Origin of the sequence: Bacteroides sp. 14(A), assembly GCF_000526555.1 — a bacterium.
GTDB classification, from domain to species: Bacteria; Bacteroidota; Bacteroidia; order Bacteroidales; family Bacteroidaceae; genus Bacteroides; species Bacteroides cellulosilyticus.
The window spans coordinates 294,527-315,416 of the sequence record NZ_JAGH01000004.1; the positions used below are offsets into that span (position 1 = coordinate 294,527).

A 20,890-nucleotide genomic window follows, 5' to 3' on the forward strand; every position below is an offset into this window, starting at 1 on the left:
ATCTATGCAGACAAACATGAGCAATATATTTATAGTAAATTATTCAAATCTTCAAGATAGATATGACGCTGAGTTTTATAGCCCATATTATACTATAAAAGGAATTCGCCATTTTCTTCCTTTAAAGAAACTAACAACTAGTATTATTCATCCACCTGAATATCCGAGAGAATTTTCCGAAGAAGGTACTCAGTTAATTAGATCGCAAAATGTACGTCCTTTAGGAATTAATTTGGAAGAAAATCCAGTCTTTTTCTCGCAAATTTTTTTAGAGAATCGGCGCATTATAAAACCTAAAATCGGTGATGTTTTAGTTGTAAGATCAGGAGTAAATGCGGGAGATACTGCTGCTATAGAGCAGAATTATTCAAATGCTATAATTGGAGCAGATACCTTGCTCTGTAAATGTGATGCGAAGATTTATCCTAAGTTTTTGCAAGTGTATTTTTTTACTGATCTAGGAAAAAGGCAAATGACAAGGCACATTACTGGTGCTACTAATAAGCATTTAAATTCAAGTAATTTGGGAAAGGTCCAAATCCCTTTACTTAATTTGAGCGAACAGATAAAGTGTGTTGATTTTTATGAAAATGCCATTAAAGTAAAGCTGCAAAAGGAAAATGAAGCTAAAGCATTGTTAGTTACAATTGATGATTATTTACTTAGGGAGCTTGGGATAATACTACCAGAAAAAGATGAATGTTTAAAGAGCCGCATATTTACGACTCAATTTATAGAAGTGTCGGGGAAAAGACTTGATCCAATCCCTTATGATATAAATACAAGGAAAATTAAAAAGGCGATTACTAATGTTGATAAAACAAAGTTCAAGGTTGAAAAATTAAACAAATATGTAATTAATAGTATTTCTGGAGATTGGGGAATTGAGGAAGCGAAAGAGGATTATACAAAATGTTTAGTCATACGATCAACAGAATTTGATAATCAGAATAATTTGAATCTGGAAAATAATAGAATAAAATATCGCTATATCAAGGATGATAAATTACAAAAGATGGATATTCAGGAAAATGATTTGCTTATAGAGAAATCTGGAGGAAGTCCTGATCAGCCAGTAGGAAGAATTGCGATTATTACAAAAAATATTATTGAAAATAACATCATCTGCTTCAGTAATTTCATCCATAAGATAAGAGTCAACAATCAAATAGATGTTATGTATTTGTTTTATTATTTAAGGACTATTTATAATATTGGATTAACAAATTCGATGCAGAGCCAAACTAATGGCATTAGAAATCTTATTATGAATGAATATTTTAATCAAAATATAATTTTACCATTGAAAGAAAACGGAGATGTTGACTTTAATAAACAAAGGAAAATTGTATCACACATAAGAGATATCCATATTAAAGCACAACTACTTCAGCAAGAAGCAAATGATATTTTAGAACAAGCTAAGAATCAAATTGAAAAAGAGATATTAGGAGAAACAATATGATGAAAATTCCATTATATCCAGACTATAGCATGACAATTATGCTATTAAAAATAATAGTTGGTATGCCTATTGCCGATTTTAAAAACATGTGGAATACCATTTGGGGATTGCGGGGGACTCCTCAAAATACAGTAGACTGGACTAATCCCGATGAATGGATTGACCAACGGCTTTTAGGAAAAGATAAAGAAATCGCAAATAAAATCTGGCAAAGGAGTAATAAAAATGTAAATCCTCGTTGGACCCGTGGTTGCCAATTCCTTATTTCTGGTTATAATTTAATTTCCGAGGATAATGGAACTTATCAATTAACAGATGCTGGAAAAGATTTTGTCTCTAATCCGACAAGTGATATTGTAAAAAAGATAGATATGGAAGAAGGCTTGATTCAGATTCTTCGGCAACTGTCTTTGATCGAAAGGGGCAAACGAGCCGACTTGCTTGTCGAATGGGGAGAATACACTAAATACCATTCCAATATCAAGCAGGATTCTGTTCGCAAAGATTATCTTCGGAGAAGATTAGCCAATCTTGTAGATCGTAAATATGTAAAACGTAATGGTGTAACTTATTGCATTACAGATAAAGGCTTGAACTATCTTCAATCGGCAGAAGACACTAATTCGAATCCAACTATAAATAAGGAAAATCGACTAAATAGAGATATTGAGCTTTTTAACAAGGAGCAAAGGATACTGTTGAAAAAGTTTTTATCTGAAACTACTCCTTATCGGTTTGAGAATATAATTAAAGATCTTCTCTCTGCGATGGGATATGATGATGTTAAGGTTACTTCTCCAACAAATGATAAAGGCGTAGATGTAACAGGTATTAGTCAGAACGGGATAACAACGGTTAAAGAAGTAATTCAAGTAAAACGAAATACGAATTCAAATGTAACTCGTCCCGTTTTAGACGCACTTCGTGGATGTCTTCATCGTTTCGATGCTTTTCAAGGTACAATAATTACATTATCCGACTTTGCTAAGGGAGCAAAAGATGCTGCATTTGAAAAAGGTGCCGCACCTCTTACTCTTATCAATGGAGATAAGCTTGTTGATCTTCTGATAAAAAATAATATTGGAATTATACCTAAAATAGCTAATTACTATCTTGTTGATGAGAAATATTTTGAAGAAGAAGAGAATACAGATTAACGTAAAGAAACAATATTAATAAAATTGGCGTGGCCAAATTTATACTATAGTTTAGATAAAATCACCTAATAAATATATATCTAAATGACGAAGTTAATAGATTAGGATTTAGGATATGCAGAATCATTGAAAGTTTGAGAGACAAGAAGATATAATGTTCTTGAATTTTCATATTTTAACGAAAGTCGGAATATCTTCTGTTGTATTTGATTTTTGCTTTACTTTTTATATAAAGAGTCGTTTGGAGCTATGCAATGTACAGAAATACAGGATATTCTGTATGTCATTAATTTGCAATCTATTTTACGATGAGGTAGTCAGATTCTGATAATTAATAACTAATCTCAATTTTATATATTCTGGATACGAAGTAGGGATCACTTGGTAATTCTGTTCTCTTTCGTCCAAGGCCTTATTAGCAGGTTTGCCTGTACGGCACACGGCAAGTTGAAAACATGATCCTCTGGTGTCTTGTCGCCACGCTCCGACATCCATTTCAACACTTCGGGAGAAAGTGGCAGATAAATAGCTTTTAGGGCTTCTGCATGGATATTGTCAAATGGTATTTTCCTCTATTGACAAATACATCTTTTCACCTCAAACCTATAAAATCGTTTATTTGATTCCGCAGAAGCTGGAAAAACGGATTTTGTTCGAGTTGTTGATTTGGGTAAACGGATTGACTTTGATTATATCCACACGGAAAACAGTGCTCAAAGCTCCATTTGTTAGAAATTGCTATATCTAGCATATATTTAGCAGATTGGCACATTAAAGTATGACTAATCATTATACACAATCGTTGTTACAATAAAGTATATAGTTGTGCTTTTTAATTTCTGCGCTTGATTTAGTCTCTTGAATTTTCCGGATATACTACCGTGTTTTCTTCCTGTTTTTTTGAGTAGGTATGTGATATGTACATACGAGTAAATGATGATTCGCTCTTACAAGGCGTATAGGTCTTATATTGTATAGGTGTATAGCTTTGAAATACCATAGTAAGTGTTCATTTGAGCTTTATAGAAGTTGCCGCATCTTTGCAACGTTAACGTTAGCAAAGAGGTTTTGAACATGATTTATTTAATTTAAAAAGAAAGAACTATGAGTATTTTGTATAAGAAGGTTTGGAGATTATTAAATCCCCTCGATAAGAAATCGGCAAAGAAGGTATATCCGGTAATCACCTATAAGTATGGTGTGGCGATGGATCTGAAGCAGATTGCGAAAAAGATCAGCCGACTTTCCGGTGTGAGTGAAGGTGTAGTGAACTCTGTGTTAAAAGATTTCCGTACGGAGTTGAAAGAAGAGTTGCTTTTGGGGCGGTCGGTGAATATTGATGGACTGGGATTTTTTTATCTTGCCGCCCGTAGCAAGGGGGCGGATACAGCAGAGGCGTTTACGGCGAATGATATCACTGGCTTGCGCGTTTGTTTCCGTGCCAACAAGGAAATTCGTATTACGGCTAACGGAAGCACCCGCTCCGAAGGACTTAGCCTCAAAGATGTGGATCGCATCAATGACGAACTTCCTACAGAAGGTGGCGGTTCATCGTCACCTGACGGAGGAATAGTGGAAAACCCGCTTGGATAAAGTTTAAAGCTGAGGGTTTTAGAGATTAAAAAATGAAGAATTAAAAATTAAACGATTGTATTTATGAAGAAGTCTGTTTTGAAAAAAATACTGAAAGTAGTGATGGCTATTGTTTCGGCTGCGCTGGGAGCACTGGGGAACAATGCAATGAAGTGATGACGAGGAGATATAAGATCTGAGTTAAATAGATAGATAGGGGAGTGTCGGAATTCAGGCACTTCCCTATATTTTTAATGAACCATTCCGTAAAGTAAAGATCGTAAAAAAGCTATTCTGTGGAGTCAGTACTGTGCTTGTTGTATTGATGAGCAAAAGAACTATGTGTAAATAACGAATGAAAATGCGTAAGAAAAAACTCGTTACTTAATTGTGTTTTCGCCTGAATAACTTTACCTTTGTTTTCATAAACCTAAAAAACCGGTAAGTCATGAAATACAAACTATTAGTTCTTGATGTAGACGGAACTCTGCTCGATAGTGAGAAGAAAATCAGCAAGCGCACACTGGCCGCCTTGTTGAAAGTGCAACAGATGGGCGTACGCATCGTATTAGCTTCCGGCAGGCCCACCTATGGCCTTATGCCCATTGCCAAGGCTCTGGAACTGGGCAATTACGGAGGCTTCATCCTCTCCTACAATGGCGGGCAAATTATCAATGCTCAAAGTGGCGAACTACTCTTTGAACGTAGGATAAACCCCGAAATGCTGCCCTATCTTGAAAAAAAATCCCGTAAGAACGGGTTTGCCATTTTTACGTATCACGAAGATACCATCATCACCGACTCGCCCGAAAACGAGCACATACGCCACGAAGCCGAGCTGAATGGCCTGAAGATAATTGCCGAAACCGAATTTTCGATAGCGGTGGACTTTGCCCCTTGCAAGTGCATGCTGGTAAGCGATGACGAAGAAGCCCTCGTGGGACTGGAAGACCACTGGCGCCGGAGGTTGAACGGAGCGCTGGATGTATTTCGTTCGGAACCCTATTTCCTGGAAGTGGTGCCCTGTTCCATTGATAAATCCAATACGCTGGGCGCCTTGCTTGAGAAGTTAGGCATCAACTCCGAAGAAGTCATCGCCATTGGCGACGGAGTTTGCGATGTCTCCATGATACAATCCGCCGGACTGGGCATCGCCATGGGAAACGCCCAAGACTCGGTGAAGGTCTGTGCCGACCGCATCACCGCCTCCAACGATGAAGACGGCGTGGCCGAAGCCGTGGAGAAGGCGATACTTGCCGAAATCCGCCCCGCCGACGTGCCTCTGGAGCAACTCAACCAGCGTGCCCGCCATGCATTGATGGGAAATCTGGGCATACAATACACTTATGCCTCCGAAGATAGGGTAGAGGCCACTATGCCCGTGGACGAACGTACCCGCCAACCTTTCGGCATCCTGCACGGAGGTGCCAGCCTGGCATTGGCCGAAACCGTGGCCGGACTGGGTTCCATGATACTTTGCAAGCCGGACGAAATAGTGGTCGGCATGCAAGTCAGCGGAAACCATATCTCCTCCGCCCATGAGGGGGATACGGTAAGGGCGGTGGCGACCATCGTGCATAAAGGCCGCTCCTCGCATGTGTGGAATGTGGATGTGTTTACTTCCACGGCCAAGCTGGTGTCTTCGGTGCGTGTAGTCAATAGCATACTGAAAAAGGGATGATCGAAAATGAATTGGACAACGGGCCACAAGAACCACCCGTTGAATCCGCTAAGAAGAACAATACCCGGACCCTCGTAAAAAGAACACTTGCGATTGCCGGTTTAGCCTTGGTTGTATATTTTTTGTACTCCATCGTTCACCTGTTTGTTTCGCCCGACCGCAACATTCAGCAAATCTACCTGGTGCCCGAAGACGCGGCATTTATCATCCAGTCCTCGGCGCCCATCGACGATTGGGCAAAGTTCAGCGGAAGCGCAACCTGGCAATGCCTGAAGCGGGCGAAAGCCTTCGAGGACGTCACCCGGAATGTGGAAACACTCGACACCGTGGTCCGAAGCAATAAAATGTTGTTATCGCTTGTGGGCAAACGGGATATGCTCATCTCGATCCATAAAGTCCGTGCCCGCGATTGGGATTTCCTGATTGTGCTGGACATGCAAAAGGCCTCCAAGATGGACTTGTTGAAGGATCAGCTTGAAACGGTGCTCACCATGGCGGGCAGTTCCGTGACCAACCGGATGCACAACGGGATTAACATCCTCGAAATGCGCGATCCGGATACACGCGATATTTTTTATTGCGCCTTCGTGGACAATCATTTTGAAGGTTCCTATACCTCCAAACTTGTAGAATCGGCCATCGACTCACGCAACAAGCCCAAAATCGGTCTCGATCATTCTTTTATCGAAGCCGAAAAACTGGTGTCCGGCAAAGGACTTGTCCGCGTTTTTATCAATTATGCACGCCTGCCCCAATTCCTGAATATTTATCTGGGAACCGGGAACGAGTACATCGATATGTTCAGCAATTCCATGGATTTTGCCGGACTCTATTTCAATACCGACCACAAACGGATGGAGGTGAAAGGATATACCTTGCGGAAAGATACCGCCGATCCGTACATCATGGCCTTGCTGAACTCGGGCAAGCACCGGATGAAAGCCCACGAAATCCTGTCCGGACGGACGGCACTCTATACCAACATCGGTTTTAGCAATCCGGTGACATTTGTAAAGGAACTGGAGAATGCACTCGCGGTCCACGATCCGCAATGGTGCGAATCTTATAGGAGTTCCCGGAAGAAGATTGAAAGCCTGTTCGACATCTCTCTGGAAGAAAACTTCCTGAGCTGGATGTCGGGAGAATTTGCCATTACCCAATCCGAGCCGGGGCTGTTGGGGCACGATCCGGAACTGATTCTGGCCATCGGCGCCAAAAGCATCAAGGACGCCCGTAAGAATATGGAGTTTATAGAAAAGAAGATCAGGCGACGCACCCCGCTCCGGATAAAGACGGTTGATTATAAGGGATTTGAAATCAACTATGTGGAAATGAAAGGCTTCTTCCGTTTGTTCTTCGGAGGGCTGTTCGACAAGTTCGAAAAACCCTATTACACGTACGTGGACGATTATGTGGTGTTTAGCAACAAAGCCTCGTCTCTGCTCTCATTTGTAGAAGATTACGATCAGAAGAACCTGTTGAAGGATAATCCGGGTTTTAAAAATGCCTTCTCGTACCTGAATTCGAGCTCTACCGTTTTCTTATATACGGATGTGCATAAGTTTTATTACCAGTTGAAGCCTATGATGAATGCCGTTACGTGGGGAGAGATACAATCGGACAAGGACATTGTCTACTCATTTCCCTATTGGACCATGCAGATTACGGGAGACGGCCAGTCCGCCTCGTTGCAATGCGTGATGGACTATAAACCTTATCAACCGGAAGAAGCGGCCGTAGCGGTGGTAGTGGACGATGAAGCCGACGAAGTAATGAACGAAGATGCCGAAACGGAGAAGGAGCAAATGAGTGAGTTGCAACGCTTCTATGTTGAGAAATTTGAGGGCAACGTCTTGCGGGAGTTTTATCCCGAAGGAGCGCTGAAGAGTGAAGCGGAAGTGAAAGAGGGAAAACGCCACGGACGCTATCGCGAATATTATGAGAACGGCAAACTGAAACTCCGCGGAAAATACGGAAATAACATACCCAAGGGCACATGGAAGTACTATACGGAGGAGGGAGAGTTTGAACGGAAAGAGAAGTATTAAAAAAGAGAAAAACAATGCTTGCATATACTTATATTGAACACGGAAAATTTGAACTTATAGAAAAACCGAAACCCGGGTTGAAAGACCCCCGCGACGCCATTGTCCGCGTGACGCTCGGCAGCATCTGCACCAGCGATTTGCACATCAAGCACGGTAGCGTGCCGCGTGCCTTGCCCGGAACCACGGTGGGGCACGAAATGGTAGGCATCGTGGAGCAAGTGGGCGCGGACGTCACTTCCATCAGGCCCGGCGACAGGGTTACGGTGAACGTAGAAACCTTTTGTGGCGAATGCTTCTTTTGCCGACACGGATATGTGAACAATTGCACCGATGCCAATGGTGGTTGGGCACTGGGTTGCCGCATCGACGGAGGTCAGGCCGAGTACGTCCGCGTGCCTTATGCCGACCAGGGACTGAACCGCATTCCGGATGCGGTGAGCGACGAACAAGCGCTCTTTGTGGGCGACGTGCTTGCCACGGGCTTTTGGGCGGCCCGCATATCGGAGATTACCGAAAAGGATACGGTGCTCATCATCGGCGCCGGCCCTACCGGAATCTGCACCCTGCTTTGCGTGATGCTCAAGCACCCCCGCCGCATCATTGTTTGCGAGAAATCTCCTGAAAGAATACGCCTTGTGCGTGAACATTATCCGGACGTACAGGTGGTGAAGCCGGAGGATTGCCGGGAGATTGTGTTGCGGAGTAGCGATCATGGCGGAGCCGACGTCGTGCTCGAGGTGGCAGGAACCGACGACACCTTCCGTCTGGCGTGGGAGTGTGCACGCCCCAATGCCATCGTCACCGTGGTGGCTCTCTACGACCGCCCCCAGGTGCTTCCCCTGCCCGATATGTACGGAAAAAACCTGACCTTCAAGACCGGTGGCGTGGACGGGTGCGATTGCGCCGAGATACTTCGCCTGATTGAAGAAGGCAAGATAGACACCACGCCACTTATCACACACCGCTTCCCGTTGAATGAGATTGAGGAGGCTTACCGGATTTTTGAAAATAAACTGGACGGGGTGATGAAAGTTGCGGTATCTGAAAAAGAAAAGAAAGGAATAAGAGTGATTAGGGTTTAGTGATAAGTGATTAGCACCATTCGGTATATGATTTCAGTGGATTCTTTGTACCGGAGACATAACAAATGATGCGGGAACTGTACACCGAATGGTGCTAATCACTTATCACTAAACTCTAATCACTTTATCCATACCCTTATTAAAAAGAATACAGCCTTATGCCCATTATTGAAATATCCTCCTTGTCGCACCCCGGAATCGAGGTGTTCTCCACCCTCACCGAGGCCCAGTTGCGCAATCGCATCGAGCCCGATAAAGGCCTGTTCATAGCCGAAAGCCCGAAGGTGATCCGTGTAGCATTGGATGCCGGATATGAACCTCTGGCCCTCTTGTGCGAGCAAAAACACATCACCGGTGATGCCGCCGACATCATCAGTCGTTGCGGCGACGTGCCCGTCTATACGGGCGGACGGGAGTTACTCGCCACGCTGACGGGCTATGTCCTGACGCGCGGAGTGTTGTGCGCCATGCGTCGCCCTGCGCCTCGCACGGTGGAAGACACATGTCGGGATGCCCGGCGTATCGTCGTCATCGATGGTGTGGTGGACACCACGAACATTGGTGCCATTTTTCGTTCGGCGGCCGCCCTCGGGATGGATGCCGTGTTGCTGACGCGTAACTCTTGCGATCCGTTGAACCGTCGTGCGGTTAGGGTGTCCATGGGTTCGGTCTTTTTGGTTCCCTGGACGTGGCTGGACGGCACTCTCAGTGATCTGGCCCACCACGGCTTCCGCACCGCCGCCATGGCACTTACGGACGATTCTATCTCCATTGCCGATCCTGTCTTGACGTCCGAACCCCGGCTGGCCATCGTGATGGGAACGGAGGGAGAGGGGCTTCCACCCGATACGATTGCGGTAGCGGACTATGTAGTCCGTATCCCGATGGCGCATGGGGTTGATTCGCTCAATGTGGCGGCGGCGGCCGCCGTGGCGTTCTGGCAACTTAGGGCTACGGATTAAAACTATTCTTGTTTTAATTTCGATATGGATAATCTTCGGATGTATAAAGAATTACTTGCGGATAAATATTTCTAAGGAAGGAATTCCATGTGGCTGTTGGATGTGTAGAGAGGAAGAGTATGGCCGTAAGGAATATAAAAGAGAAACTTGGTGCATTATCAAAGAATGAGCCAATAGATTAAAATACCATTCCTCGCTCTTTCTATACTATAAGCGTGAAATGGTATTTTGTTATTCAGTGCGTAATGTTGGGAATTCTTGTTTTTTTATTGATAATTTATTATAGGTTACTTACCAATACAAAAATGTTGAAATATATTTTGTAGCACCATATCATTCGTCACCTCCCCCGCGATGTCGCTCAAATGGAAGATGCACTCCCTGATGTCCTGGGCCACGAAGTCCCCGGAAAGATTGTTTGCCAATCCCTGTTGTACGCGTCCGATGGCTTCTAAAGCATGCGTAAGGGCTTCGTAATGGCGGGCATTGGTCACTATCACGTCGTTCTGGGTTATCGTAGGCAGATTGGCGGCGGCTATAAGTTTCTTCTGAAGCACATCCGTATTTTGCCTTTTCTTGGCGGAAATAAAAATACATTCGGCGTCAGGAATGATGGAAGAGGCAGCAGACAGCACCTCATCAGAATGAGCTGTGCCCAACAAATCCGCTTTGTTGAATACCAATATCAAATGCTTTCTTTCCAGGCGCGGAAGTATCTGCCCCGATAGCTGATTCATTTGCGACGTTGCGTCCGTTGCATCAATCATCCAAAGCACGATCTCCGCTTGTTCCAGTTTTTGGAACGTACGCTCTATGCCCAGACTCTCAATCGTATCATTGGTTTCGCGGATACCTGCCGTGTCAATGAAACGGAAAGTAATGCCGCCGATACTGGTCGTATCTTCAATCACGTCGCGCGTAGTGCCGTGAATGTCGCTCACGATAGCCTTGTCCTCGTTCAACAATACATTGAGAAGCGTTGATTTCCCGGCATTCGTTTCGCCGATGATGGCTACCGGTACGCCGTTTTTGATCGCATTTCCTACGCTGAACGAATGTACCAGTCGGGAAATGACCCCCTCGATATGATCCGCCAATCGGCAAAGCTCCGTTCTGTCCGCAAACTCCAACTCCTCATGGTCGCTGAAATCCAGTTCCAGCTCAATCAGTGAAGTGAAGTGTAGCAACTGGTTGCGTAGCTCCGTAAGCTCCTTGCTGAATCCGCCACGCATCTGGCTCATGGCAAGGCGGTGGGTGGCGGCAGATGAAGAAGCAATCAGGTCCGCCACGGCTTCGGCCTGGCTCAAATCCATCTTGCCATTGAGAAAGGCGCGTTGCGTGTATTCTCCCGGTCCCGCCAGGCGGCAACCGTGCTTGATGAGCAATTGCAAAACCTGTTGCAAGATATAGCTCGAACCGTGGCAGGTGATCTCCGTACTATCTTCGCCCGTGTAAGAGTGCGGGGCGCGAAACAGGCTGACAAGAACCTCGTCGATGATTTCCTCTCCATCGTGTATCTTCCCGAAAGTCAGTGTATAAGGTTTGCAATCCGCCAGCGTTTTACCGGATTTTGCCGGGGTGAAAATGCGGCTGGTGATACGAATGGCGTCCGCTCCTGAGACGCGAATGCTTCCGATTGCTCCTCCTTGGGCCGTGGCAATGGCACAGATGGTATCCTGATTCATCATAAAAATTGTTATTTGAGTTGCAAAGATAGCCTTTTGGGGTAAAAAAAAGAACGCGATTGTATATTACTTACTCTTTTTTATTACATTTGCTCAATTTTCGTAGCCTTTACATGATACACTTTGTTATTATGGCGCAAGACAAAATAAAAATGCATGATTCCGCTTCTCATACTACCGAGAAAGACGAGAACACGGAACTACTGAAAGAGAAATTATTGAAGGTCAACTCCGTTCTGGCTGCCCATCAAATTGCTCTCTGGGAGATAAATATCAATACCCTGGAGTGCACTTTCACTCAGGAATATTTCGAAAGTTTAGGCTTGGATAAAGTCGGCATCCGTTATCAGAATTTGGAAGAGTTCTGTAGCTTTGTGCATCCCGATGATAAGCATTTGGTGTCGTTGGAGGGCTTTCAAAAGAAATTGGATGGCTTTGATGAGTCCAATGTCTTACGGGTGCGTTGCGTAGGTGCGCATGGCGAAATAGTCTGGTTGGAGGACCACCTCTTATCTGTAGAGAAAGATAAAAGTGGAAATCCGGAAAGGCTCTTATGCTATACCGTGAACGTCACCGGGCAGTGCGAACGCGAAGCACACATATCGCGCGTGGAAGAGCGAAACCGGAAGATAATACAGGCATTGCCTGAATTTATATTTATTTTGGATCAGGATTTCTTCATCACCGACGTGTTAATGTCTTCTGACACCATTTTGCTCCATCCCGTTGAACAGCTACGGGGAGCGGACGGGCGCACCATCTATTCTCCCGAAGTCAGCGACCTGTTTCTACGGAACATACGTCAATGCCTCGAAGACGGGGAGTTGAAGGAGATAGAGTATCCCCTGGATGTGGATGATTGCGAAAGGCATTATTTCCAGGCACGCATCGCGCCGTTCGAAGATAATAAAGTGATGGCATTGATACACGATATCGGTGACAGGGTGCAACGCTCCAATGAACTCATCGAGGCGAAGCAACGGGCAGAAGAGGCCGACCGCATGAAATCGGTGTTCCTGGCCAATATGAGCCACGAAATCCGCACTCCTTTGAATGCTATCGTGGGATTCTCTGAAATCATAGCTTTGACGGAAGATGAAGTGGAGAAAGCCGAATACCTGAACATCATCCAGAAGAATAGCAACCTGTTGTTGCAACTCATAAATGACATTCTGGACCTTTCCCGCATCGAGTCGGGAAAATCGGAAATGAACTTCCAGTTGGTCGAAATGACCGGACTGATTGACGAAGTGGAGAAAGTGCATCGCCTGAAAATGAAAACGGGCATCCGACTGAATGTGATGCGTCCCGATGAGGAAATCTGGATTATGGTGGACCGGAACAGGATTACGCAAGTGCTGTTCAACTTCCTCTCCAATGCCATTAAGAATACCCATGAAGGGGCCATCACCCTGGGGTTGGAGGTCTGCGGAGAATGGTTGAAGGTGTATGTAACGGATACCGGTTGCGGCATTGCGAAGGAGAAATTGCCCTTGATTTTCAACCGTTTCGAAAAGCTGAACGATTTTGTTCAGGGCACGGGTCTGGGGCTCCCCATCTGCCAGAGCATCGTGGAGAGATTGGGAGGAAAAATTTCCGTAGAGTCCGAAGTAGGAGTGGGGAGCACTTTCGTGATGACCCTTCCTTACCGCCAGTTTGTGTTGGGAGCGGATGGTGAACCTGTTGAAATCAATGCCCACGTAGAGCGAAGATCAGACGGCAGGAAGAAAATTCTGATAGCCGAAGATACGGAGTCTAACTTTATGCAGATAAACATTTTGCTGAAGAAAGACTACACCATTTCGTGGGTTACCAATGGCGAAGAGGCCGTAAATAGTTTCTTGCGTGAGCGTCCCGACCTGATATTGATGGACATCCGCATGCCGGTGATGAACGGTATTCAGGCTACGGAAAAGATACGTACCATCGATATCGATTTGCCTATCGTTGCGGTGACGGCCAATGCTTTCCTGATAGAACAACAACAAGCATTAGCCGCCGGATGCAATGATATTATTGCCAAACCATATACTTACGAAAGATTGAAGGAAACAATCATCAAGTATATTTGAGTGGGTGTTTCTTAAATTCTGTCCAGTACGGTTTTTATCAAAGTGTCAATCGTATTCTTGTAGCCTGTATTGGCTTCTTTAATCAACCGGTTGGCTATGACCATGCATACCGTGGTCGCCTTGTGTCCCATCAGGCGGCTCAAACCGGCCAGTGCGGAGCTTTCCATCTCGAAGTTCGTAATGCGATAGCCATTGTATTCAAAGTTCTCGATTTTTTCATTCTGCTTCGGGTCGGCCAGCGGAATACGTAGTTCGCGTCCTTGCGGGCCAAAGAAACCACCGGCGGCAATCGTTACACCACGTACCATATCGTCTCCGGCAATGCGCTCTATCAGTTCGGCATTGGCGTCGATCACATACGGAGCAGGTGCGCACATATTCCCCGACCATCCCATGTGGTTCAGGAACGCACGTTCAAATGGCAGGTCGCACACTTCATTGCGCCCTGAATAGAAGTTCAGCAGGCCATCGAAACCAATGGACTTTTGCGAGCAGATAAATGTACCTACGGGCGTATTCGGTTGCAAACCGCCACAAGTACCGATGCGTACCAGTTCTAACTGGCGAAGTTGGGGCTTTTCTTCACGTGTGTTGAAGTCGATGTTGGCCAAGGCGTCCAGTTCGTTCATCACAATATCGATGTTGTCGCAACCAATACCCGTAGAAACCACCGTGATGCGTTTGCCCTTGTAAGTACCTGTAATGGTTTTGAACTCGCGGCTTTCCACTTCACATTCTTTATTCTCAAGGTGTGAGCCTACCAGTGCTACTCTGCCCGGGTCGCCCACCAGGATTACTTTGTCTGCCAGCCACTCAGGCTTTACGTGCAGATGAAAAACTGAACCGTCATCATTGATAATAAGTTCGGAAGATGCAAAATACTTTTTCATATTCTGGATTTTTTGGTTGATACGTTTATAAATAGAAAACGCCGGAACGGGATTACTGTTCACCGGTTCCGACGTTTTTCTGAGGCAATAATATTCTACCGGTTATTTACTCAACGGCTGGTTTGAGTTGTTTCCCGATGGTTTGGCTATGGTTTCGCGCATGGAAGTATCAGCTTCGATGTTCTTCATCCGATAATAATCCATGATGCCCAGGTTGCCGTTACGGAATGCTTCTGCCATGGCCTTAGGTACTTCGGCTTCCGCCTCGATCACCTTGGCGCGTGCTTCCTGAGCTTTCGCCTTCATTTCCTGTTCGCTGGCCACGGCCATTGCACGGCGTTCCTCAGCTTTGGCCTGGGCGATATTCTTATCGGCATTTGCCTGGTCTATCTGCAAAGCCGCACCGATGTTCTTACCTATATCGATATCAGCGATATCAATGGACAGGATTTCGAAAGCCGTACCGGCATCCAGACCTTTGCGGAGCACAAGTTTGGAGATTGAATCCGGGTTTTCCAATACTGACTTGTGGTTTTCGGACGAACCGATGGAAGATACGATACCTTCGCCTACACGGGCCAGGATAGTGTCTTCACCGGCACCACCCACCAACTGGCGGATATTGGCGCGTACCGTTACACGGGCTTTGGCTATCAACTGGATACCATCTTTTGCTACGGCGGTCACCGGAGGAGTATCGATCACTTTCGGGTTTACCGACATCTGAACGGCTTCGAACACATCACGTCCGGCAAGGTCGATTGCGGTAGCCATCTGGAAGGATAATTCAATATTAGCTTTAGAGGCGGATACCAAGGCGTGTACCACTCTTTCTACGTGTCCACCGGCCAGGTAGTGAGCTTCCAGCTCGTCGCGGGTAATGTTGCTCAATCCGGCTTTGTGTGCTTCAATCATACCCGGTACAATGATGTAGGGAGGTACGTTACGGATACGCATTAAAAACAATTGCACCAATGAAATCCTGACTCCCGAAACTTTGGCGGACAACCATAGGAAGAAAGGAACATAGTGGAAGAACAGTACGATGAAGATAATGCCTCCTATCACAAGAAAGGCAGTTAGGTACATAGTGTCTACGTTCATGATTTATAAGATATTAAGTGTGAATATTAATCTTTTTTCTTTTCTACCATGATAACGCCGTCCGTAATACGGTTTACAATGATAGGGGTTTTTTCATTCAGAAATCCGTCCATGGATTTCACTTCCACGATGTTGCCGTCTATTTCGGCATTGCCGATCAGTGCCAGGCGTGTAATGGCCACACCCGTATCGCCTACTTTTACTTGATCCGCGGCCGTACGGTCCACCTTCGATGTGATATTCTTTTTCAACGCCACTTTATCCAAGGTCTTGGAGCGCATGAAGAGTATCAATGAGCCTATGCAGGCTATTGCCGATACACCGAGCGTGATGAAACCAGCCGTTGTACCCAGATAGGCAAAGGCATAGTAGTTGGCATAGATCATGCAAGCTCCGGCCAGAATTCCGGCTATGCTGATGCCCGGGATGACGAACAGTTCTACCAAGAACAGGATAACTGCCGCAACAATGAGTACAATGATGATAAGTATGTCCATAGTTTTCTATTTAAAGGATTGTTTTTCTGTATTACGCACTTCAATGGCGGCCTTCTCCAATTCACCTGATAATTGTTGTATCTGCTTTTCCAGGTCGAGTATGGCGGGAGCCAGTTTGGTTTTATCGCTTTCCTTGGCGCGGGAGTACAAGGAACGTTGCTCTTCCAATTTGTTTTGCTGCTGTCTGAAGCTTTTCTCCAATTGGCGGTATTTGCTGAATAAGCTCTTGGCCTGAGGAGATTTGAAATCACTCCATTGATAATACGTAGTGTGGTCATCAATTACAAATTCAAAGTCATAGCTCCGTTCGGCTTGTGGCTTTTCACTGATAGCGGCTTGCAGGCGGCGTTTGGCATCAGATACTGTATTTTGATCTACCCATGTATCTTTCAGGGAGTGAATTTGAGCAAGTCGGACAACTTTTTTCTTGTCCATAGCTTCGTAGTTATACACCCGTTTGGAAGAGTTGGGAATAAATACGTAAATACATACTTTCCCTTCCGGCTGGTAGCGATCGGAAGCAAACCATCCGAGGTTGTTGAACTCGTCGATGGCAAACATATAGTCGTTATAAGGAGAATTGAATGGCATGCCCACATTCTCCGGAGTCAGATAAGTGTTGGTATTCGTATTGTAGCGGGTAACGAATATGTCGTATCCACCTATTGAATTCTCACCGTCGGCGGCATAGTAGATAGTTGCACCATCCGTTAATACGTACGGATAATTAGCGTTGATGGAGTCGTTGATGCTACCGGGCAATAGGCTGCCTTTACTCCATTCGCCTTGCATCTTGTTGCGGGCAAGGATGCTGAGTTTGCCATCAGGCTGGCGTTCACCGTAATAAATCTTATTACCGAGTTCAGTTTCGTATACAGTAGCTTCTATTTCTTCTTTATTCTGGAAGAAATCGTTGTACGTGAATAATTTACCGGATTCCGGACTGATTTTATAAGCTTCCAAAAAGCGGTCTTTATCCACTACGATACTATCGATAATGCACACTTCTTCAATACCTTTCAGCATGCGGAGATTGGTCTTGCTCTTTTCCAGAAGTTTTTCAGCTTCTGCGGTAGACCTTTTTCGTTTGGAAAGATCACTGATATACTCTTCGTAACACTTGATGGCATCTTCAAAACGATACAGGTCGTTATAATTTCGTGCCAGATACAGTTGTCCGCTGGGGATACGTTTCTTAACGGCTGTTTCCAGGTATTTCAGGGCTACGTCAGGTTCTCCTGTTTCCAAGCAGCATACACCGTACCATAAATTATAATTTCCGTTTGCCGGTTGTGTCCTGACGAATTTTTTGAAAACGGGTTTGGCTTTCTCGTACTGCCCCTTGTTGTAAAAAGCTTTAGCTTGTTCCAACGTCTGTGCCGATGCACCGACTAATACGAGACAAAATAGAAGGAGTAAAATATATCTCTTTTTCATGCTAGTTATCCAACTTACAAATTCGAATGTTCAAAAATACAAATTAATCGGGAATAATGCTGCTTTCCGTTATTCTATTATGTTAATTCTTCTTTAAATCATTCTTTTCTCTTACTTTTGCAGGACAAAGAGTAAAAGAGCTATAAGCTACATGAGCTACAAGCTACAAGTAGTTGCGTAACGTCCGCATGGGACTTGTAGCTCTTAGCTTGTAACTCGTAGCTTTGAATTATTATGGCGCAATTTACTGAAGATGAGAAGACCATCCGCCGCATAGAAAAGCGGTTTAGTAAGGGACTGGTAGAATATGGGCTGATAGAGGATGGGGATAAAATCCTCATCGGGCTTTCCGGTGGCAAAGACTCTTTGGCGTTGGTGGAATTGTTGGCAAAGCGCGCCCGTGTCTTTAAGCCCAGATTCTCCGTGGTTGCCGTTCATGTGGTTATGAAGAATATACCTTATCAGAGTGATTTAGCATATCTGCGTGAGTATGTTGAGTCGTGGAATATCCCTTTCGTACTGTATGAGACGGAGTTCGATGCAAGTACGGATACGCGTAAGTCACCTTGTTTTCTTTGTTCATGGAATCGGCGTAAAGCGTTGTTTACTGTTGCCAAGGAACAAGGTTGTAATAAAATAGCATTGGGACATCACATGGATGATATTCTGGAAACATTATTGATGAATATCACTTTTCAGGGCGCGTTTAGTTCCATGCCTCCTCGTTTGGTAATGAAGAAGTTCGATATGACGATTATCCGTCCGATGTGTTTGGTACATGAGTCTGATTTGCTGGAACTGGCACAGATAAGGGGATATCGGAAACAGGTGAAGAATTGCCCTTATGAAGTGCAATCTCATCGAAGCAATATGAAAGACATTTTGCATCAACTGGAAGAAATGAATCCGGAAGCTCGTTATAGTCTTTGGGGAAGTATGGCAAATGTTCAGGAAGAGCTTCTTCCTAAAAAAGTTAGTAATTTAGATTAATTAATTATCGCTTAAATATTCATAACTGAAATGAAAGGTCTTTATACGATTCTGCTTTTAATTGTCTCCAATGTCTTTATGACTTTTGCTTGGTATGGTCATCTGAAGTTGCAAGACATGAAAATTATTACAAACTGGCCGCTTTATGCCATCATTTTGTTTTCGTGGAGCATTGCTCTTGCGGAATATTTCTGCTTGGTTCCGGCCAACCGTATTGGGTTTATAGGCAATGGCGGTCCTTTTTCATTGATACAGTTGAAGATAATTCAGGAGGTGATTACTCTTATTATTTTCACTGTATTTACTACTGTCCTTTTTAAAGGTGAAAGCCTGCACTGGAATCATTTTGCGGCATTCATTTGCCTGGTATTGGCAGTGTATTTTGTATTCTATAAATGATAATTTACCAGCGTAGCGCTGGAGCAAGGTTCTCCTTCGGCGTGCAAGTAATCTTTCAGACACGGATGACACGGATGACGCGGATTCTTTTTTCCTTCGGTGTGATATGCCGGTATGTATAGCGCAGCTTTAAAAATCCGCGTCATCCGTGTCATCCGCGTCTAAAAGATTAAAGTCCGCGTTCGTCCGCCTTATCCGTGTCGTCCGCGTACCAATTCCCCACCGCTAAATTATCATTTTTTTGTTATAAACCGTTCCATTCCTTTCGTATAGTACGTTTGAAGTTCTCCATTCCCATCCGTATAAATGAAGCACGCATCAATATCCGGATGAGCATTGGCAAAACGTTCCGCTTCTTCCAATCCCATTACCATGAATGCGGTGGCATAAGCATCAGCGCTCATACAGTCTTTGGCTACTACAGTGGCAGATAAGATATTGTGTTGTACGGGATATCCTGTTCTTGGGTCTATGGTATGTGCATATTTCTTTCCGTCTCTGTAATAGAAGTTGCGATAATTGCCTGAGGTTGCAATGCCTACATCCGTTACATTCAGTACTGTTTGTAGCTCCTGATTAATGGACAGTGAATCATCAACCGGCTTATTGATTCCAATGCGCCATAGTTCTTTCTTGGGATTTTCTCCCCGTGCTACGATCTCTCCGCCTATATCTACCATGAAATTCTTGATGCTTTTCTTTGCAAGAAACTGCGCTATTACATCCACTGCATATCCCTTGGCTACTGCACTGCACGAGAGCATCATGCGCTCATCCTGTTTCACTACTTTGCCTTCTTCTGACAGAACCACTTTCGTATATCCTGTAATTTCCAGCAGGCTGTCTATCATAGCGGAGTCAGGAAATGCGCCTTTTTTAAAACCAAACCCCCAGGCATTGGCCAGTGGAGCAACCGTAATATCGAATGCACCATTCGTTTCTTTGGATATTTCCATACTACGACGGAATACATTTGTAAAGAAGGTATCTGGTACAATATCCTCATTCCGATTGATTCGTGTAATTGTGGCCGTATCATTGAAGGGAGATAGCGAACCGTCAAATCTCTTCAATTCTTCATCGATTTCAGCTTTCAGATCACCGTCATATTGATAAGTTATATTATAAACTGTGCCGAATATCAGTCCGTTGACTGTATAATAAGGTTGCGTACGGTTATGACGTGCAAGTATCCAGATTGTTCCCAATACAAGCAGGGCAATCCATAAGAAATTTCTCTGTACTTTCTTTTCCATAAGCGAAGTTTAACTGAAGAACAAATGTTCTATTAATATTTTTGTGCCGATGATAATCAGGATAATACCTCCCCAGAGTTCTGCCCGCAACTTTCGTGCAATGCCGCAACCAAAACGGATACCGAACAGTAATCCGATGAGGGACATAATGAAAGATACGAAACCGATGATAGAAATGGGTGCCAGTATTTCCGAGAAATCCCGCATCCCCAGAAATGCAAATGAGACACCAATGGCCAGTGCATCTATACTGGTTGCAACGGCTAATGCGAGTACTACTTTCAGACTTTTCGGGTCATACTCTTTTTTACAATCTTCGTCTTTGAAAGACTCTCTGACCATGCGTCCGCCCAGGAAAGCAAGGATGATGAACGCAATCCAATGATCCAGACTTTCTATTAGGTGGCTGAACGTGCTGGCACCTATCCATCCGAGGAGTGGCATGATAGCTTGGAATAATCCAAAGAAAAAAGCCATGGTCAGCATGGGCCGCCACAGCGTACGTTTCAGAAGAATACCACTGGCTATGGAAATTGCGAAACAGTCCATCGCGAGTCCCACAGCAAGAAGCCAAATCTCTAATCCGTTCATAG

The 20,890-nt window shown here is 44.6% G+C and carries 18 protein-coding genes; 11 read left to right on the forward strand and 7 right to left on the reverse strand.

The annotated features are described in order from the left end of the window. Positions 1-4: 4 nt before the first annotated feature. The 8 genes from K429_RS29015 to K429_RS0120255 all read left to right on the forward strand — a co-directional run bounded on the left by K429_RS29015 (position 5) and on the right by K429_RS0120255 (position 9,967). A complete protein-coding gene (locus tag K429_RS29015; protein ID WP_029327852.1) occupies positions 5-1,465 on the forward strand; it encodes a restriction endonuclease subunit S in 1,461 nt (486 codons plus the stop codon). After that, a complete protein-coding gene (locus K429_RS0120220) occupies positions 1,462-2,622 on the forward strand; it encodes a restriction endonuclease (RefSeq protein WP_029327853.1) in 1,161 nt (386 codons plus the stop codon). Before K429_RS29015 ends, K429_RS0120220 begins: the two co-directional genes overlap by 4 nt. Before the next feature lie 1,104 nt (positions 2,623-3,726). Then, positions 3,727-4,215, forward strand: coding sequence for an HU family DNA-binding protein (locus K429_RS0120230; RefSeq protein WP_029327855.1), 489 nt, complete (start codon positions 3,727-3,729; stop codon positions 4,213-4,215). Positions 4,216-4,278: 63 nt separating this feature from the next. Further along, on the forward strand, positions 4,279-4,371 hold the full coding sequence (locus tag K429_RS30400) for a smalltalk protein (RefSeq protein WP_007215796.1): 93 nt from the start codon (positions 4,279-4,281) through the stop codon (positions 4,369-4,371). Between the two features lie 271 nt (positions 4,372-4,642). Beyond that, the gene (locus tag K429_RS0120240) at positions 4,643-5,875 is read left to right on the forward strand and encodes a Cof-type HAD-IIB family hydrolase (protein WP_007215797.1); all 1,233 of its coding nucleotides are present in this window, start codon (positions 4,643-4,645) and stop codon (positions 5,873-5,875) included. Continuing rightward, the gene (locus K429_RS0120245) at positions 5,872-7,923 is read left to right on the forward strand and encodes a toxin-antitoxin system YwqK family antitoxin (protein ID WP_029327856.1); all 2,052 of its coding nucleotides are present in this window, start codon (positions 5,872-5,874) and stop codon (positions 7,921-7,923) included. Before K429_RS0120240 ends, K429_RS0120245 begins: the two co-directional genes overlap by 4 nt. A gap of 14 nt (positions 7,924-7,937) precedes the next feature. Then, the gene (locus K429_RS0120250) at positions 7,938-9,005 is read left to right on the forward strand and encodes a Zn-dependent alcohol dehydrogenase (RefSeq protein WP_029327857.1); all 1,068 of its coding nucleotides are present in this window, start codon (positions 7,938-7,940) and stop codon (positions 9,003-9,005) included. 158 nt (positions 9,006-9,163) lie between these two features. Continuing rightward, complete coding sequence (locus tag K429_RS0120255) at positions 9,164-9,967, forward strand: RNA methyltransferase (protein WP_029327858.1); 804 nt, start codon at positions 9,164-9,166, stop codon at positions 9,965-9,967. Positions 9,968-10,254: 287 nt separating this feature from the next. Here K429_RS0120255 and mnmE read toward each other — a convergent pair whose 3' ends face one another. Continuing rightward, on the reverse strand, positions 10,255-11,652 hold the full coding sequence (gene mnmE / locus K429_RS0120260; RefSeq protein ID WP_007215878.1) for a tRNA uridine-5-carboxymethylaminomethyl(34) synthesis GTPase MnmE: 1,398 nt from the start codon (positions 11,650-11,652) through the stop codon (positions 10,255-10,257). Positions 11,653-11,765: 113 nt separating this feature from the next. On the opposite strand from mnmE, the gene K429_RS0120265 reads away from it, so the two are divergent. Next, the gene (locus K429_RS0120265; protein WP_007213152.1) at positions 11,766-13,724 is read left to right on the forward strand and encodes an ATP-binding protein; all 1,959 of its coding nucleotides are present in this window, start codon (positions 11,766-11,768) and stop codon (positions 13,722-13,724) included. 11 nt (positions 13,725-13,735) lie between these two features. On the opposite strand, the gene K429_RS0120270 is transcribed toward K429_RS0120265, so the two are convergent. The 4 genes from K429_RS0120270 to K429_RS0120285 form a co-directional block, all read right to left on the reverse strand. Beyond that, entirely contained in the window at positions 13,736-14,614 is an 879-nt protein-coding gene (locus K429_RS0120270; protein ID WP_007215880.1) for a nucleoside phosphorylase, read from the reverse strand. A 102-nt stretch (positions 14,615-14,716) separates the two neighbouring features. Next, positions 14,717-15,718: a flotillin-like protein FloA gene (gene floA / locus K429_RS0120275; RefSeq protein ID WP_007213154.1), complete on the reverse strand. Its 1,002-nt coding sequence runs from the start codon at positions 15,716-15,718 to the stop codon at positions 14,717-14,719. 26 nt (positions 15,719-15,744) lie between these two features. After that, on the reverse strand, positions 15,745-16,215 hold the full coding sequence (locus K429_RS0120280) for an NfeD family protein (RefSeq protein WP_007215881.1): 471 nt from the start codon (positions 16,213-16,215) through the stop codon (positions 15,745-15,747). Between the two features lie 6 nt (positions 16,216-16,221). Then, positions 16,222-17,652: a M48 family metallopeptidase gene (locus tag K429_RS0120285; RefSeq protein ID WP_029327859.1), complete on the reverse strand. Its 1,431-nt coding sequence runs from the start codon at positions 17,650-17,652 to the stop codon at positions 16,222-16,224. 234 nt (positions 17,653-17,886) lie between these two features. Here K429_RS0120285 and K429_RS0120290 point away from each other — a divergent pair, with 234 nt between their 5' ends. Both K429_RS0120290 and K429_RS0120295 read left to right on the forward strand, forming a co-directional pair. Continuing rightward, on the forward strand, positions 17,887-18,642 hold the full coding sequence (locus K429_RS0120290; protein WP_029327860.1) for an ATP-binding protein: 756 nt from the start codon (positions 17,887-17,889) through the stop codon (positions 18,640-18,642). Positions 18,643-18,672: 30 nt separating this feature from the next. Continuing rightward, the gene (locus K429_RS0120295; RefSeq protein WP_007215884.1) at positions 18,673-19,041 is read left to right on the forward strand and encodes a DMT family protein; all 369 of its coding nucleotides are present in this window, start codon (positions 18,673-18,675) and stop codon (positions 19,039-19,041) included. 233 nt (positions 19,042-19,274) lie between these two features. Here K429_RS0120295 and K429_RS0120300 read toward each other — a convergent pair whose 3' ends face one another. Beyond that, entirely contained in the window at positions 19,275-20,297 is a 1,023-nt protein-coding gene (locus K429_RS0120300) for an FAD:protein FMN transferase (RefSeq protein ID WP_029327861.1), read from the reverse strand. 9 nt (positions 20,298-20,306) lie between these two features. Next, entirely contained in the window at positions 20,307-20,888 is a 582-nt protein-coding gene (locus K429_RS0120305; protein ID WP_007213160.1) for a manganese efflux pump MntP family protein, read from the reverse strand. Positions 20,889-20,890 lie beyond the last annotated feature (2 nt).

What these genes read in the sequence shown, in the direction of transcription:
- K429_RS0120255 (WP_029327858.1), top strand. Translation starts at nt 9,164, where the DNA reads ATGCCCATTATTGAAATATCCTCCTTGTCGCACCCCGGAATCGAGGTG.
- K429_RS29015 (WP_029327852.1), top strand. Translation starts at nt 5, where the DNA reads ATGCAGACAAACATGAGCAATATATTTATAGTAAATTATTCAAATCTT.
- K429_RS0120270 (WP_007215880.1), bottom strand. Translation starts at nt 14,614, where the DNA reads ATGAAAAAGTATTTTGCATCTTCCGAACTTATTATCAATGATGACGGT.
- K429_RS0120245 (WP_029327856.1), top strand. Translation starts at nt 5,872, where the DNA reads ATGATCGAAAATGAATTGGACAACGGGCCACAAGAACCACCCGTTGAA.
- K429_RS0120230 (WP_029327855.1), top strand. Translation starts at nt 3,727, where the DNA reads ATGAGTATTTTGTATAAGAAGGTTTGGAGATTATTAAATCCCCTCGAT.
- K429_RS0120295 (WP_007215884.1), top strand. Translation starts at nt 18,673, where the DNA reads ATGAAAGGTCTTTATACGATTCTGCTTTTAATTGTCTCCAATGTCTTT.
- K429_RS0120240 (WP_007215797.1), top strand. Translation starts at nt 4,643, where the DNA reads ATGAAATACAAACTATTAGTTCTTGATGTAGACGGAACTCTGCTCGAT.
- K429_RS0120290 (WP_029327860.1), top strand. Translation starts at nt 17,887, where the DNA reads ATGGCGCAATTTACTGAAGATGAGAAGACCATCCGCCGCATAGAAAAG.
- K429_RS0120220 (WP_029327853.1), top strand. Translation starts at nt 1,462, where the DNA reads ATGATGAAAATTCCATTATATCCAGACTATAGCATGACAATTATGCTA.
- K429_RS0120280 (WP_007215881.1), bottom strand. Translation starts at nt 16,215, where the DNA reads ATGGACATACTTATCATCATTGTACTCATTGTTGCGGCAGTTATCCTG.
- mnmE (WP_007215878.1), bottom strand. Translation starts at nt 11,652, where the DNA reads ATGAATCAGGATACCATCTGTGCCATTGCCACGGCCCAAGGAGGAGCA.
- K429_RS0120265 (WP_007213152.1), top strand. Translation starts at nt 11,766, where the DNA reads ATGATACACTTTGTTATTATGGCGCAAGACAAAATAAAAATGCATGAT.
- floA (WP_007213154.1), bottom strand. Translation starts at nt 15,718, where the DNA reads ATGAACGTAGACACTATGTACCTAACTGCCTTTCTTGTGATAGGAGGC.
- K429_RS0120250 (WP_029327857.1), top strand. Translation starts at nt 7,938, where the DNA reads ATGCTTGCATATACTTATATTGAACACGGAAAATTTGAACTTATAGAA.
- K429_RS0120305 (WP_007213160.1), bottom strand. Translation starts at nt 20,888, where the DNA reads ATGAACGGATTAGAGATTTGGCTTCTTGCTGTGGGACTCGCGATGGAC.
- K429_RS0120300 (WP_029327861.1), bottom strand. Translation starts at nt 20,297, where the DNA reads ATGGAAAAGAAAGTACAGAGAAATTTCTTATGGATTGCCCTGCTTGTA.
- K429_RS30400 (WP_007215796.1), top strand. Translation starts at nt 4,279, where the DNA reads ATGAAGAAGTCTGTTTTGAAAAAAATACTGAAAGTAGTGATGGCTATT.
- K429_RS0120285 (WP_029327859.1), bottom strand. Translation starts at nt 17,652, where the DNA reads ATGAAAAAGAGATATATTTTACTCCTTCTATTTTGTCTCGTATTAGTC.